Source organism: Halorubrum sp. Ea8 (assembly GCF_002252925.1).
GTDB lineage: Archaea > Halobacteriota > Halobacteria > Halobacteriales > Haloferacaceae > Halorubrum.
This window is the reverse complement of record NZ_NHPF01000121.1, coordinates 99961-113762: the sequence shown is the minus strand read 5'-3', so window position 1 is coordinate 113762 and position 13802 is coordinate 99961. Positions and strand designations below refer to the sequence as shown.

Here is a 13802-nt window from a genome sequence, read left to right as displayed (position 1 = left end):
CGCGCGGCTCTCACTCGGGGACCGGCTCGGCACACCACTGACAGAAGTCGAACGACGGGTCGGTCTCGCGGCCACAGTGCGGACACGACATCGCGTCGGGCTCTCCGTCGCGGTCGGCCGTCGGCTGACCGGAGCTGTCGGGCGGTGCCGCGGCTTCCGTTCGCCCGGAGGAGGCTTCCGGCCGGGCCCGCTCCGCGGCCGCCGCGCGTCGCTCGCGTTCGTGATCGCGGTTGTTCCGAAGCGCGAGGACGTACGCGTCGATCACGCTGGCGGCGACGACGAGCAGTGCCGGCGCGACGTCGGCGACCGGCGGCGCGTCGCCGGCGATGAGTCCCTCCACCGCCGCGTCGGGCACGATAACGACGAGCGTCGCGGTCACCGCGACGTACCACCCGAGCGCGCGCCCCCACCGGCGGAGGTACGCGTGTCCGAGGCCGGAGACGACGAGCGCGAGCACGGCCGCGAGCCACGGTCGGCGTCGACTGCGGTCTGTCATGGGGCGACGTTCGCGCGCCGGGACCGTGTAACTGCCCCTCGCTCGGAGCGTTTATGTGGCCGAGACGCCGAGTCGTGATATGTTCGGACTCCCGGCCGGAGAGTTCCTGATCGGGATCGGGTTCGCGCTGTTCGGGGTCGGCACGTGGTTCCTCGGGCTCGGGATCGCGTACCTGCTCTACCGGCGCTGGCGCGGCGACGGGCCGCGCGCGAACCGCGACGACTGAACTCCGGTCGTCGCCTCCGCACGCCGGGTTCCGGTTCGGTCACGCTTTTGAACTCGCTGGACCGAGAGAGGATATGACCGACACGGCGCTCGTCATCGGCGGCACGCGGTTCATCGGGCGGCACACCGTCTCCGATCTGCTCGCGAACGGCTACGAGGTGGCGATGCTGAACCGCGGGAACCACGAGAACCCGTTCTCGGACGACGACCGCGTCACGCACGTCGAGGGCGATCGGACGAACGAGCGCGACCTCCGGACGGCGAAGCTCTCCGCGGAGCCCGAAATCGTGATCGACTGCGTCGCCTACCACCCCGGCGACGTGGAGACCGCGGTCGACGTGTTCGCCGACGTCGACGGCTACGTGTACGTCTCGTCGGGCTCGAGCTACGCCGCCGAGGAGATCCCGAAGCGAGAGGGGGAGACGCCGCTGCACCCGTGCTCCCCCGAACAGGCGGCCGACGAGAGCATGGAGACGTACGGCAACCGGAAGGCCGAAGGCGATCGGATCGTGTTCGACGCCGCCGAGGCGGGAGTCAACGCGACCGCGGTCCGCCCTTGTATCGTCTACGGCCCGTACGACTACACGGAGCGGCTCGACTACTGGATCGACCGCGTCCTCTCGCACGACCGCGTGGTCGTCCCGGGCGACGGCCAGAACCTCTGGCACCGCGCGTACGTCGAAGACGTCGCGAGCGCGCTCCGGATCGCCGCCGAGCGCGGCGAGCCGGGCTCGGCCTACAACGTCGGCGACCGGCGAGCGCTCACCCTCGAAGAGACGCTGGAGGCGATCGCCGAGGCCGCCGGGACCGACTGCGAGGTCGTACCCGCGAGCGGGGACGCGCTCGCGGCCGGCGGGCTCGAACCGGACGACTTCACGCTCTACAGGGAGTACCCGCACCTGCTCGACACGTGCGCGCTCGCCGGTCTCGGCTGGGAGTCGACGCCCGTCGACGAGGCGATGGCGCGGACCGTCGCCGAACACCGGGAGACCGACCGAGACGGAAGCGAGTGGGACCCCGGTCGCGAGGCTGAAGAGCGCGTGTTAGGCGTGAAAGAGACGCTGTAGGTCGGCCGGCTCGTCGCGTACCGATCGGTCGATCGCCGCGCGCGGCTCAGTAGGCGGCGTCCCAGCGCGACGGCTTCCGCCGGTTCCCGCAGTCGCCGCACTCCATGCGGTCCATCGTGTCGATGGCGACGTCCGTTCCCTCGCAGTTCCCGCAGAAGTAGCCGTAGCGCCGCTCCCGCTCGGGGTCGGAGTACGCGACGTAGAAGGGGCCCTCGGAGCCGCGCTCGCTCTCGTCGAAGGCGACGTAAACGGTGTCGCCGGTGCCCGTCTCCACGACGCCCTCGGAGATGCCGGTCAGGCGACTGACCTGTTTGCGGTACTCGCGCTCGTCGAACGTCTCCTCGCCGATCTCCACCCGGCGCTCCCCGACGAGCTCGTACCCCTCGGCCTCGTAGAACGCGGTGCCGGCCTCGTTGGCGACGAGCACGCGCGCCTCGATGCGGTCGACGTCCGCCTCCTGGAGCTCCGCCTCGACGCGTTCGAGGAGCGCGGAGCCGAAGCCGGAGCCGCGGTGGTCGGGGTGGACGTGGAGCCAGTCGATCTCCCCGACCCGCTCGCGGCGGCCGACGACGTAGCTCTCGGCGAACCCGACCACGTTCTCGTCAACGACGGCGACGGGACACACGGTCCCCTCGTCGCCGATGTCCGCGACGAGGTCGTCGGGGTCGTACCACTCGTCGACCGCCTCGGCGAGCAGCGCCTCGTCGACCGCGTGCCCGTAGGAGGCGAGCAGTGATTCGCGGGCGACTTCCCGGATCGCGTCGACGTCGGCTGCGGTGGCGTCGCGGAGTTCCATACTGTACCGTTCGCATACGACTACAAAAAACACGGCCGAACGTGTCAGAACTGCCGGGTCGGTACGGTCGTGACTCGGAGCGGAGAGAACGAGCGCGGCGGCTCGACGGGACGGAGCGGAGCAGAAGCGAGCGTGCCGGGGACCGAAGAGACGTCGGGGTTAAGAGATGGAGTAGGTCGCCGCGGCCATCAGCAGCATCGTGAGCGCGAGCGCGAGCGCCATCACGTAGCTGAGCGAGCGGTTCTCCCACCGGAGGTGCTGGAAGTAGGCGACGATGAGGAGCGTCTTGACGGTCGCGATCACCAGCGTCCCGCCGAGCGCCTGGGCGTACGTGAAGTTGAGGAACTCGGCCTCGAAGAGAACGAAGTTCAGCGTCGCCGCGACCAGGAGCGCGACGTAGATCGCTGTGTACAGTTTGAGCGAGTCGTCCGACATTGCTTGAATGAGCGTTCGGCCGCGTGCTTAAAGAATTAACCATCCGACCGGGCGGCGGCGCGTTCGAGGCCCGCACGACCCCGAAACGCCTTTGGCCTCGACGCGCCGACCTCACGGCGATCACTCCCCGAGGCATCACCGTGGACCCGCTCGAACCGACGGACGACCTGCTCGAATCGCTGTACGTGGTCAACAAGGTCGCGAAACAGTTCGCCGACGAGGCGACGGCCGCCTACGACCGCGGCGACGTCACCGAGAGCAACGTCCGCTCCGCCCGGAAAGACGCCCTCTACCGGACGAAGACGGCGGTCCTCTCACGTATCGTCGCCCACGAGGACGCGCACGTCACCGGCGAGTACCACGCGATCAACGGCGACGTCTGGCTGTTCCTCGCGGTCGGCGACTGGCGCTTCCACCAGCCGCCGCGCGCCATCGGCGGCGACCTCGCCGACGAGGTCGACGTCGCGAACGCGCCCGACGAACCGATCGACGCCCCCTACGAGCGCGACTCCGCGGTCGAGCGCTCGGACCGATCCCTGGAGGCGGCGCTCTCTGGACTCGCCGACGTCGGGGTCAATGCGAACGACCACCTCGCCCGCCCGACCGTGACCAGTGAGCACGACCGCATCGTCGACGTGCGCTGGTCGTTTCTCCCGTGAGTTCGACGTTCGCGACGCCGGCGATCCGACGTGACCGGTGCTTCCGCTACGGGTATCGTCGCCGCCGGGTCTCGGAAAAATTGAACGCCTACTGAAGAACGCGCAGTCCGGCGTTAGCTCTCGACGACTTCGATGGCGCCGAGCATCCCGTTCGCCTGATGCGGCGTGCACTGGTACAGCTGGATGCCGGCGCTGTCGAACGACTGCTCGAAGGTCTCTCCCTCCTCGGCGACCGCCTCGCCGCTGTCGAACTCGGTCGCCGAGCCCTCCACGGAGGCGACGTTGTGGGCGCCGCCCTCGCCGGTCCACTCCCAGACGACGGCCGTGCCGGCGTCGATCCGGATCGCGGCGGGGTCGAACGCGAAGCCGACGTCGCCGGCGCCGACGGAGACGGTGACCTGGTCCTGTCCGGTGTAGTCCGCGATGGTACCGTCGTACATCCGGGCGTCCGCGAGGTAGTCGTCGATCTCGCTCGGGACGTCGTCGCGCGGCTCCCCGGAACCGCCCGAGTCGCCGCCGTCAGAGCCGTCAGAGCCGTCAGAGCCGTCCCCTCCACCGCCGGAACAGCCGGCGATCGTTCCGAGGGCGAGCGCGGCTCCGGTTCCGGCGACGTACCGCCGTCTACTCAGCTTATCAGACATCAGTTTAGATACGCCGTCGAGCCTTACAAACCTCTTGATACACACCGGATCGCCGGAACGGCCGCAGGGGTTAAGTAGCCCCTCTGCCGGTCGGCCGGGACCGCGCCGTCGGCGGATTTATTCCCCGCCGGCGCCCTGAACGGGACGTATGCGGGAAGACGAGCTGGCGACCGCCGTGGTCGACCACTACGCGGCCGCCCACGACGACCCCGAGGTCCGGCTGGAGGAGCCGTACGACGCCGAGGGGCGACGCGGCGTGGTCGACGCGTACGTCCGGCTGCGGACGCCCGAGCGCGTCGACCACGTGATCGAACTCAAGGGCGACGCCGCCGTGCGCCGAGCGACCGGCGCGAACGAGGTCCTGCGGCAGTACCGGCGCATGGAGCGGTACTTCCACGCCGACGAACGGCACGCGATCCGACCGAAGCTGGGCCGCACCGAGCCGGGCGCGCGCTATCTCCTCTGTTTCGCGCCCACGCCGACCTGCGTTCACCACGTCGCCACGCACCGGTCGCTGTACGGGTCGGTCGACGTCGCGGCCCGCGTCGACGACGTCCCGGCGGTCCGCACGGTCGCGTTCCTCACCGGACTCGACGGCGATCCCGCCGACCTCGGGATGGTGTCGGTCAACGGCGACGTCCCGTTCGGCTCCGCGGCGTTCCTCGACGCCGTGCCGCGGGACTCGCGGCTCGCGGAGAGCCTCCGGGGCGTCGACGACGACCTCGTCGAGTCCCCGTGACCCCCGCGCGGTGGTGACGGCGGAGGAACGCCGACCGCGGCGCGTGCGACCGAAAGGCGCTTTTCGCCGCGCCGCGACCCTCGACCATGATCACGGTCGCGTTGGCGGGGAAGCCGAACGCCGGGAAGTCCACGTTCTACACGGCCGCGACGATGGCCGACGTCGACGTCGCGAACTACCCGTTCACGACGATCGACGCGAACCGCGGGGTCACGCACGTCCGGACCGAGTGCCCGTGTCTCGACCGCGAGGAGCGGTGCGGCAACGAGAACTGCCGCGACGGGAAGCGGTACGTCCCCGTCGAGCTCCTCGACGTGGCCGGGCTCGTCCCCGGCGCCCACGAGGGGAAGGGGCTCGGAAATCAGTTCCTCGACGAACTGACGAACGCGGACGTCGTGTTGAACGTCGTCGACGCCTCGGGCGCGACGAACGCGGAGGGCGAACCGGTGGCGGTCGGCTCGCACGACCCCCTCGACGACGTGGACTTCGTCGAGGAGGAGATGGACCTGTGGCTCGCGGGCATCGTCGACCGCAACTGGGAGGGCGTCGAGCGCAAGTCGCGCTCGCCCGACTTCGACTTGGAAGCGTCGATCACGGACCTGTTGACCGGGTTCGGCGCGACCGAACACGACGTGACGGCGGTCCTCCGCGGGCTGGAGTACCCGGACGACCCGAAGGCGTGGACCGGCGAGGACCGCGAGGCGCTCGCGCGGGCGACCCGCCGGCGAACCAAGCCGATCGTCGTCGTCGCGAATAAGATCGACGCCGCGCCCGACGGCGCGCTCGACCGGATCCGCGAGGGAACGGACAAGCCCGTCGTTCCGGCGACGGCGGACGGCGAGCTGGGCCTCCGACGCGCGGCCGAGGCGGGCGTCGTCGACTACGACCCGGGCGACGAGGAGTTCGAGATCCTCGACGAGCTCTCAGACGGGCAGCGGGAGGGACTCGACGCGATCCGCGGCGTGATGGACGAACACGGCGGCACCGGGGTCCAGACCGCGCTGAACGCCGCCGTCTACGACCTGCTCGATCGCATCACCGTCTACCCGGTGCAGGACGCCTCGAAGTGGACGGACGGGACGGGGAACGTCCTCCCCGACGCGTTCCTCCTCCCGTCGGGGGCGACGCCGCCGGACTTGGCGTACGCGGTCCACACCGATATCGGTGAGGGGTACCTCCACGCGGTCGACGCGCGCTCCTCGCGGCGGATCGGCGAGAGCCACGAGCTGAGCGAGGGCGACGTGATACGGATCGTCAGCACGAACTGAGACCGCCGGGGGCCGCCGTCGGTCTCACTCCACCCGCTGCGCGTACGTCACCTGCTTCGGCTCGAACCCCGCGTCGCGATAGAACCGTCGCGCGCCGTCGTTGTCCCACTCGCAGGAGACGGTGAGGTAGTCGCAGTCGCGGTCGCCAGCCATCGCCCGCACGCGCTCCACGACCGCCGCGCCGTAGCCCCGGTTTCGGTGCTCCTCGTCGACGGCGAGGTTCACGATCTTCAGGTACCGGGACCGCGCTCGGGAGGGACGGTGACCCGTTTCGAGCGTCACGAACCCGACGGTGTCGCCGTCGACGGAGACGAGGTAATCGGTCGTCGACGGGTCCTCGAGGTGCTCGCGAAACCCCTCGTCCGGGACCTCGCTCGCGTCGGCGTAGGCGAGTTCGTTCAGCTCCGAGTACGATACCGTCGACGTCGCGAGGTCGTACCACCGCTCGACGAGCGCGTCGAGGTCGCCCTCGGTGGCTTCGACGAGTTCCATGCCGGCCCACCGCGGCGACGGCCCTTCAGTATTGGTCCGGCGCGCGTCGCCGTCGCGTCCGGCGCCCGCGCCGCGGTCCGGTCCGGATTCGCGGATCGATCCGGCGTGAGACCGACAGGCACATGCGGATCCCCCGAGACGGGCCGATAGATGCTCGGGCTGGAACACGACTTCCGGATCGTCGACACCCGCGCGACGCTGGACCCCGACGAGTCCTCGGTCGCCACGCACGGCCGGGACATCTCCCCCGAGCGGTTGGAGCGCGAGATGCTCCAAGCGGGCGTCGTGCGCGCGGTCGCGAGCCCCGGTCGCCGTTCGCCCGGCCGGAGCTACCTCCGCGCGAACAACGCGGTCGCGCGGCTCTCGATCGACCGGCCGTTCGTCGCGTTCGCCCGGCTCAACGGCCCGCGCGATCCGGGGACCGGCCCCCTTCCGGCGATCCGGAACCTCTACGCCGAGCGCGACGACCACCACGCCCGCCCGGACGACGTCGAGCAGTACTCCTACGACGACCGGTTCCACGGGTTCACGCTCGTCCCCAACGTCGACGGGCTCCCGAACGAGGACGTGTTGCGGCGGCTTGAGGCGGCCGACCTCCCGCTCATCGTCCACGCCGGCAGGGAGTTCCCGCCCGAGGCGGTCGAGCGCGAGCTGCTCGACTACGACCTCCCGGTCGTCCTCGCGAGCTTCGGCGGCTACCCGCTCGACGCCGACCTGATGAACGAGACCCTCGACCTGCTCGACGATCACGACCGGCTCTACGTCGACACGAGCGCCGTGCGCTACCGAGAGGTGCTCGAACGCGGCGTCTTGGAGCACCCGGACCGCGTCCTCTTCGGCTCCGGCGCGCCGGACGTCCACCCGAACGTCGGCGTGATGGAGGTGCTCACGCTCGACGTCTCCGAGGACCTGATGCGCCGCGTGTTCGCGAAGAACCCGGCTCGGCTGATCCCCGCGCTCGCCGAGGGCGCGGACGTCTGAACCGACGGTCACTTGTCGCGGCACCGCCGACCCGACGAGCATGAGCGACGCCGAGAGCGAAATCGACGACGGCGACGACGCCGACGACGACCCCCTCGTCGAGGTCGTTCGCGCGGCCGGCCACGAGCACGTCACCGCCGAGCACGCGAGCACGTTCGAGTTCACGACGGACGACTGGCTCACGCCCGCCGGCGACTGCATCGTCGGCGTCGCGGCCGACCGCGCGCCCCGCGACTTCTCGGCGTCGTTCCGAGAGGCGTGTCGAGACGCGGACGCGACCGTCTCTGCGACGATCGCCGTCGGGGAGCCGGGCGACGAGGCGGTCGACCTCGCGGCCCCGGCGCACGTCGACCGGATCGCCGGACGCGGCGACCCCGACCTGACGCTCCTCGACGACCGCTCGATGGTCGGACGGACGAGCGACTACACCGACGACGAGCGCACGATCCTGGTCGACGGCGACGGGGCGGCCGCCGACCTCGACCGCGACCTCGTCGCCGCGCTCGCCGAGGGCGCGCCGGTCGCGCTGCGGCTGGCCGTCGAACCGGCGGAGTGAGGCGGTGCGAGGCGAAGCGATGCGGACTGAGACGAAGCGATACGGACTGAGACGAAACGAGGCCGAGTTGAGCAGTGAACGCGAGTCCCTCGTCCGGTCCGGTCAGAGCCGGCCGGCGGCGTCGATCAGGTCGGTGGTCGGGAACGGGTCCTCGCGATCGAACGACGCGAAGACGGCCTCGTAGCGCGCCGCGGGCAACACGAGCACGACGACGTTCTCGAAGAACAGCGTCTGGGCCTCGAACTCCTCGTCGATGAGCTCCCTGAACTCGTCGCCGGTGACCTGACTCGCCATGATCAGCCGATACGCGGATTCGAGGTCCCGGTCGGAGTAGCGCGACTCCAAGTCAGCTCGGATGTACTCGAGCGTGAAATCGAGGGAGTCGAGAGAGGCTATCACGCGAGCCTCGGCGCCGTCGACGCCGCGGAGGGTCTCCACCAGTTCGGACACACCGGCGGATTTTGCTGGTACGTACTAAAATCGCACGTTCGGGACCGGCCTCAGATCGGGAGCTCCGCGTCCGCTCCGACGACTCGGTCGACCTCCTCGGGGGCGCGCCAGTCGGTCGTGCGCTCCAGCAGCTGCACGACCATCCGACCCGTCACGCCCCAGACGGTGTAGCCGTCGACGTGGAAGAAGTGGACTCGGTGGTCGCCGTACTCCGGGTGGCCGATGCGACGCTCCGACTCGTAGTTCGCGGCGTCGGTCAGCCCGCTTACGGGGAGGACCGCGACCTCGGCCACCTCCGACTCGTCGGGGACGTACTCCCGGTCGGGCGCGACGCCGACGAACGGCCGGATCCGGTAGGCCGAGGAGGTCCGCGTGTCGTCGAGCCGCCCGACGACGTCGACCTCGTCGGGCCGCATCCCGACCTCCTCGTTCGCCTCGCGGAGGGCGGTGTCGGTCAGGGTCCGGTCGATCGGCTCGCGGCCGCCCCCGGGGAAGCTCATCTGCCCCGGGTGTTCCCCGAGGTGTGCGGCGCGCTTCGTGAACAGCAGGTGGGCCTCGCCGCCGCGCTCGACGACGGGCGCCAGCACCGCCGCCTCGCGGCGCGCCCGAGTCACTTTCTCGGGCGTGTACCGACGCAGCCCCGACAGGTCCATACCGGCCGTAGGCGCCGGGAAGGGGTTAACGTTTCTCCGCGTTCCTGCGGTCTGAAACGATCGGCGGCGGCGAGGGAGACGCCGCGTTCTGCCCGCCGCGTCCGGCCCATCGCGTCCCAACGGCCCGCACGGCTTCGGACGTTTTAAGCCCGCGACCGACCCTTCACACGACAATGAGCGACGACGACCAAGAGCTCGGTATCACCGAGTCCAAGTCACACAACACCGGCGAGTGGTACGCCGAGGTCGTACAGAAGGCCGGGCTGGCCGACTACGGCCCCGACGGGATGAGCGGGTTCATCGTCACCCGGCCGCGCGCGTACGCCGTCTGGGAGCGCCTGCAGGGGTTCCTCGACGCGAAGTTCAAGGAGACCGGCGTCCAGAACGCCTACTTCCCCCTCTTCATTCCCGAGTCGTACCTCGAACGGGAGAAGGACATCGTCGAGGGGTTCGACCCCGAGGTCGCGTGGGTGACCCAGGCGGGCACGAAGGAGCTCGAAGAGCGGCTCGCCGTCCGCCCCACCTCCGAGTCGATCATCACGCCGTACATCAGCCAGTGGGTGCGGAGCCACCGCGACCTCCCGCTTCGCGTGAACCAGTGGTGCTCGGTCGTGCGCTGGGAGGCGACGGAGACGAAGCCGTTCTTCCGCACGAAGGAGTTCCTCTGGCAGGAGGGCCACACCGCGCACGCGACGAGCGAGGACGCGTGGGACGAGACCATGACGCGGCTCGACCAGTACGAGTCCGTCTACGAGGACCTGCTGGCGATGCCCGTCCTGAAGGGACAGAAGCCCGACCACGACAAGTTCCCCGGCGCGGACACGACGACCACCGTCGAGGCGCTGATGCCCGACGGCAAGACGGTACAGGCCGGGACCTCGCACCACCTCGGACAGTCGTTCGCGGAGGCGTTCGACATCACCTTCTCCGACGAGGACGAGGAGGAGCGGCTCGCGCACACCACCTCCTGGGGGCTCTCGTGGCGCGCGCTCGGCGCGCTGATCATGACCCACTCCGACGAGCAGGGGCTCGTGCTCCCGCCCGGCGTCGCCCCCGAGCAGGTCGTCGTCGTCCCGATCTGGCAGGAGGACACGAAAGACGACGTGCTGGAGTACGCCGAGGGCGTCGCCGACGACCTCGACGCGGCGGGCGTCCGCGTCGAGCTCGACGACCGCGACGAGCGCAACCCCGGCTTCAAGTTCAACGAACACGAGCTCAACGGGATCCCGCTCCGGATTGAGATCGGCCCCCACGAGGTCGAGGACGGCGAGCTCACGCTCGTTCACCGCCCCGACGGGGAGAGCGTCGTCGAGGACCGCGAGGGCGTCGTCGACACGGTCCGCGACCACCTCGACGAGGTGTACGCGAAGCTGTACGCGGCCGCGGAGGAGACGCTCGACGGCGAGGTCCGCGAGGCCGAGGACCGCGCCGAGATCCTCGGGACGCTCGGCCAGCACGGCGGCTACGTGAAGACGCCGTGGTGCGGCGACGAGGCCTGCGAGGAGCCGATCAAGGAGCCGATGGCCGCCGAGATCGTGATGGTCCCGTTCGAGGACGACGACCCGCTCGTCGACGGCGAGGGCGACGAGACGTGTGCGATCTGCGGCGAGGACGCCGAACGGACCGCCTACTTCGCGAAGTCGTACTGAGGCGTAGAGCCGACGACGCTCCCCGGCGTCGTCGCCGGTACCCGCACGGTCCGCGAGCCCGCTCGCGAACACCCCGCCGCCGTCCCGCGTTTAATCCGCGTTGATCCGAGTTAACGGAGATCGGTTTATATACGGATACGTCGCCTACCGTCAGGTGATGAACCGAGGTATCGCGCTCCTCGTCGTCGCGTTCGCGGTAGTCGGCGTCGTCGGGATCGCCGCGGCCGGCACGGTCGGGACGGCCGTCGCGCAGGAGGACCCGGGAGCGACGAACGAGACGGCCGAGGGCAACGAGACGGCGAACGTGACCGACATCAGCCCCGGTGAGCGCCTTTCAGGCGTGATAGGGGTCCAGCGGGCCGAGATAGCCGGCGAAGTCGATTCGCGGGCGTTCGAGGTAGCACTCAACCGGACGGAGAACGCTGAGGACCGGGCCGACCTAGTCGAGGAGCGGTTGAACCGGACCGAGGGGCGACTGACCGATATCGAGCGGCGGCAGCGAGAGCTCCGCGAGCGCCGCGACGCCGGTGAACTGACTCAAGGCGAGTTCGCCGCGCGGATGGCGGAGCTCGGCGCCCGAGCGGAGACGGTCAAGCGCGAGGCGAACCGAAGCGCCGACGTCGCCCGCGATCTCCCCGAGTCGGTTCGGGCGGACCGCGGCCTCGATGAGGAGCGACTCGGCGAGCTTCGCGAGCGCGCCAATGAGGCGAGCGGCTCGGAGGTCGCGGCGATCGCCCGCGGCGTCGCCGGCAACGACGTCGGTGGGCCGTTGGCGGCCGAGCGACGCGGCCCGCCTGAGAACGCGGGTCCCGAGAGCGATCCGGGTCCCGGTGAGGGGGGCGACGGCGGCGACGGCGTTCCCGGGACCGGTGACGGGACGGCCGGCGAGGGTCCGCCCGACCGCGGCGACGGGAATGACGCCGACGGCAACGCGACGAACGCGACCGGCGACTCGACGAACGCGGTCGGGACGCCGACGGACGGTTCGGGGAACGCGAACGAGGGGGCCGGTCGCGGTGACGGCGGCGACCGCGGTGACGGTGCGGACGGAGGGAACGCGACCGCTCAGGGCGACGGAGGGAACGCGACCGCTCAGGGCGACGGGGGGTCCGCGCCCGCCGGCGACGACCGCAGCGCCGGCGACGACCGCGGCGCCGGTAACGACTCAGTCCCCGGTGCCAGCGCCGCGAGCGCCGTCGACGCCGTCGCTGACCGTCTCGCCGGATCGCTGACGGACGGCACCGACTTCTTTCGAGGGGTCGTCGGCGGTGTCGATGGCTGAGTCGCGGCGGCTCCGGCCGCGGTCCGAGGCGACCGAGACGGAGCCGAGCGGCTCCGTCGCGCGCCCGCCGAGCCGCCCGAATCGCGGGCGGTCTCGTTTTGAAGATAGGAAGCGATTTATCCGAGCCTCGTAACTGTCCGCCCGTGCAGCGAACGGTACTCCTTCTCGTCGTCGCGCTCGTCGCCAGCGCCGGCCTCGCGTCGGTCGGGGCCGCACAGACCGGGGCGGGGCTCCCGTCCGGCGGCTTCGATCAGATGGACGTCAGCCCGGACGACGTCCTGATAGCGGTCACAGTCGAACCCGACGGCGACGCGGTCTGGGAGACCCAGTACCGGATCCGCCTCGCGGACGACGACGAGGAGCAGGCCTTCGAGGAGCTCCGCGCCGACGTGGAGTCGGACCCGGACGCGTACACGAGCCGGTTCGGCGAGCGGATGCGCACGACTGCGGGGGCCGCCGAGAACGCGACGGGCCGCGAGATGAACGTCACGAACGTCAGCGTGAGCGCCGAGCGACGCGAACTCCCGCAGTCGTACGGCGTCCTGACGTACCGGTTCGAGTGGAGCAACTTCGCGGCCGTCGACAGCGATCGACTCCTCGTGGGGGACGCCGTCGACGCGCTGTTCCTCGACGAGAGCACGTCGCTCATCGTCTCGTGGGAAGACGGGTACCGACTCGGCGAGGCGTCCCCGACCCCGACGGAGACCCGTGACGACGCTGTCGTCTGGCAGGGGCCAGTCGACTTCACCGAGGGGGAACCGCGCGTGACGATCGAACAGGAGGAATTCGCCGCCGGAGCGCTCCCGTTCGTCGCCCTCGGACTGCTCGTGGCGATTGTTGCGGTCGTCGGCTACCGTCGCCGCCCCTGGGGAGCGTCGGCTTCGGGCGAGACACCGGTGGCGTCGGCGGAGTCGACCGAGCCCGGGGCGACCACTTCGACCGCGGCTGACGGCGCGAGCGCCTCGCCCGATTCGGCTTCGGGCGAGGACGACGCGACCAGCGACTCGGCCGCCGGAGAGGACGAGTCGGGCACGGACGCGGACGAGGACGCGGACGGCGCGGCGCCGCCGGTCGACGAGGACCTGCTGAGCAACGAGGAGCAGGTGATCCGACTCGTCGAGGAGAACGGCGGCCGGGTCAAACAGAAACGGGTCGCCGAGGAGCTGGACTGGACCGCCGCCAAGACGAGCCAAGTCGTGACTGGGCTCCGGGACGACGGGGACCTCGACGGGTTCCGGCTCGGCCGCGAGAACGTGCTCTCGCTGCCCGAGTACGACGCGGCCGGCGGGGGAGACGCGGACGGCGAGGCCGACGGTACGACGGACGAACGCGAGGAGTGACGCGTCCGAGCGCCGCTCTCGGACCGACTCAGGCGGCCGGTAACGACCGGCCCCTCACTCGCTCTCCGCCCGC

Annotated in this window: 17 protein-coding genes; 10 read left to right on the top strand and 7 right to left on the bottom strand. The window is 70.6% G+C overall.

Annotated features, from left to right (window positions below):
- Positions 1-10 precede the first annotated feature (10 nt).
- Entirely contained in the window at positions 11-496 is a 486-nt protein-coding gene (locus DJ74_RS14920; RefSeq protein WP_094527746.1) for a zinc ribbon domain-containing protein, read from the bottom strand.
- A 79-nt stretch (positions 497-575) separates the two neighbouring features.
- On the opposite strand from DJ74_RS14920, the gene DJ74_RS19295 reads away from it, so the two are divergent.
- Together DJ74_RS19295 and DJ74_RS14915 are read left to right on the top strand one after the other, a co-directional pair.
- Positions 576-722, top strand: coding sequence for a hypothetical protein (locus tag DJ74_RS19295; protein WP_170938263.1), 147 nt, complete (start codon positions 576-578; stop codon positions 720-722).
- Between the two features lie 73 nt (positions 723-795).
- Positions 796-1788, top strand: coding sequence for an NAD-dependent epimerase/dehydratase family protein (locus tag DJ74_RS14915; RefSeq protein ID WP_094524054.1), 993 nt, complete (start codon positions 796-798; stop codon positions 1786-1788).
- Positions 1789-1834: 46 nt separating this feature from the next.
- Here DJ74_RS14915 and DJ74_RS14910 read toward each other — a convergent pair whose 3' ends face one another.
- Both DJ74_RS14910 and DJ74_RS14905 read right to left on the bottom strand, forming a co-directional pair.
- Complete coding sequence (locus tag DJ74_RS14910) at positions 1835-2584, bottom strand: GNAT family N-acetyltransferase (RefSeq protein WP_094527745.1); 750 nt, start codon at positions 2582-2584, stop codon at positions 1835-1837.
- A gap of 159 nt (positions 2585-2743) precedes the next feature.
- Positions 2744-3019: a cytochrome C oxidase subunit IV family protein gene (locus tag DJ74_RS14905; protein ID WP_094524056.1), complete on the bottom strand. Its 276-nt coding sequence runs from the start codon at positions 3017-3019 to the stop codon at positions 2744-2746.
- A gap of 140 nt (positions 3020-3159) precedes the next feature.
- On the opposite strand from DJ74_RS14905, the gene DJ74_RS14900 reads away from it, so the two are divergent.
- A complete protein-coding gene (locus DJ74_RS14900) occupies positions 3160-3678 on the top strand; it encodes a hypothetical protein (protein ID WP_094527744.1) in 519 nt (172 codons plus the stop codon).
- Positions 3679-3791: 113 nt separating this feature from the next.
- On the opposite strand, the gene DJ74_RS14895 is transcribed toward DJ74_RS14900, so the two are convergent.
- Positions 3792-4319, bottom strand: a complete 528-nt coding sequence (locus tag DJ74_RS14895) for a halocyanin domain-containing protein (protein ID WP_094527743.1) — start codon at positions 4317-4319, stop codon at positions 3792-3794.
- Positions 4320-4467: 148 nt separating this feature from the next.
- On the opposite strand from DJ74_RS14895, the gene DJ74_RS14890 reads away from it, so the two are divergent.
- Both DJ74_RS14890 and DJ74_RS14885 read left to right on the top strand, forming a co-directional pair.
- Complete coding sequence (locus tag DJ74_RS14890) at positions 4468-5058, top strand: hypothetical protein (protein ID WP_094527742.1); 591 nt, start codon at positions 4468-4470, stop codon at positions 5056-5058.
- Between the two features lie 86 nt (positions 5059-5144).
- On the top strand, positions 5145-6326 hold the full coding sequence (locus DJ74_RS14885; protein WP_094524060.1) for a redox-regulated ATPase YchF: 1182 nt from the start codon (positions 5145-5147) through the stop codon (positions 6324-6326).
- Positions 6327-6350: 24 nt separating this feature from the next.
- Here DJ74_RS14885 and DJ74_RS14880 read toward each other — a convergent pair whose 3' ends face one another.
- Positions 6351-6818, bottom strand: coding sequence for an N-acetyltransferase (locus DJ74_RS14880; protein ID WP_094527741.1), 468 nt, complete (start codon positions 6816-6818; stop codon positions 6351-6353).
- Between the two features lie 150 nt (positions 6819-6968).
- On the opposite strand from DJ74_RS14880, the gene DJ74_RS14875 reads away from it, so the two are divergent.
- Together DJ74_RS14875 and DJ74_RS14870 are read left to right on the top strand one after the other, a co-directional pair.
- The gene (locus tag DJ74_RS14875; protein WP_094527740.1) at positions 6969-7799 is read left to right on the top strand and encodes an amidohydrolase family protein; all 831 of its coding nucleotides are present in this window, start codon (positions 6969-6971) and stop codon (positions 7797-7799) included.
- Positions 7800-7839: 40 nt separating this feature from the next.
- Complete coding sequence (locus DJ74_RS14870) at positions 7840-8355, top strand: DUF371 domain-containing protein (protein ID WP_094524063.1); 516 nt, start codon at positions 7840-7842, stop codon at positions 8353-8355.
- Between the two features lie 102 nt (positions 8356-8457).
- On the opposite strand, the gene DJ74_RS14865 is transcribed toward DJ74_RS14870, so the two are convergent.
- Positions 8458-8805 carry a hypothetical protein gene (locus DJ74_RS14865; RefSeq protein ID WP_094524064.1) on the bottom strand — a complete coding sequence of 116 codons (348 nt, stop codon included), beginning with the start codon at positions 8803-8805 and terminating at the stop codon, positions 8458-8460.
- Positions 8806-8855: 50 nt separating this feature from the next.
- A complete protein-coding gene (locus DJ74_RS14860) occupies positions 8856-9458 on the bottom strand; it encodes a CoA pyrophosphatase (protein ID WP_094524065.1) in 603 nt (200 codons plus the stop codon).
- Between the two features lie 173 nt (positions 9459-9631).
- Here DJ74_RS14860 and proS point away from each other — a divergent pair, with 173 nt between their 5' ends.
- The 3 genes from proS to DJ74_RS14845 all read left to right on the top strand — a co-directional run bounded on the left by proS (position 9632) and on the right by DJ74_RS14845 (position 13729).
- Positions 9632-11107, top strand: a complete 1476-nt coding sequence (gene proS, locus DJ74_RS14855; protein ID WP_094527739.1) for a proline--tRNA ligase — start codon at positions 9632-9634, stop codon at positions 11105-11107.
- 157 nt (positions 11108-11264) lie between these two features.
- Entirely contained in the window at positions 11265-12389 is a 1125-nt protein-coding gene (locus tag DJ74_RS14850) for a hypothetical protein (RefSeq protein WP_094527738.1), read from the top strand.
- A 143-nt stretch (positions 12390-12532) separates the two neighbouring features.
- Entirely contained in the window at positions 12533-13729 is a 1197-nt protein-coding gene (locus tag DJ74_RS14845) for a hypothetical protein (RefSeq protein WP_094527737.1), read from the top strand.
- Positions 13730-13802: the final 73 nt, after the last annotated feature.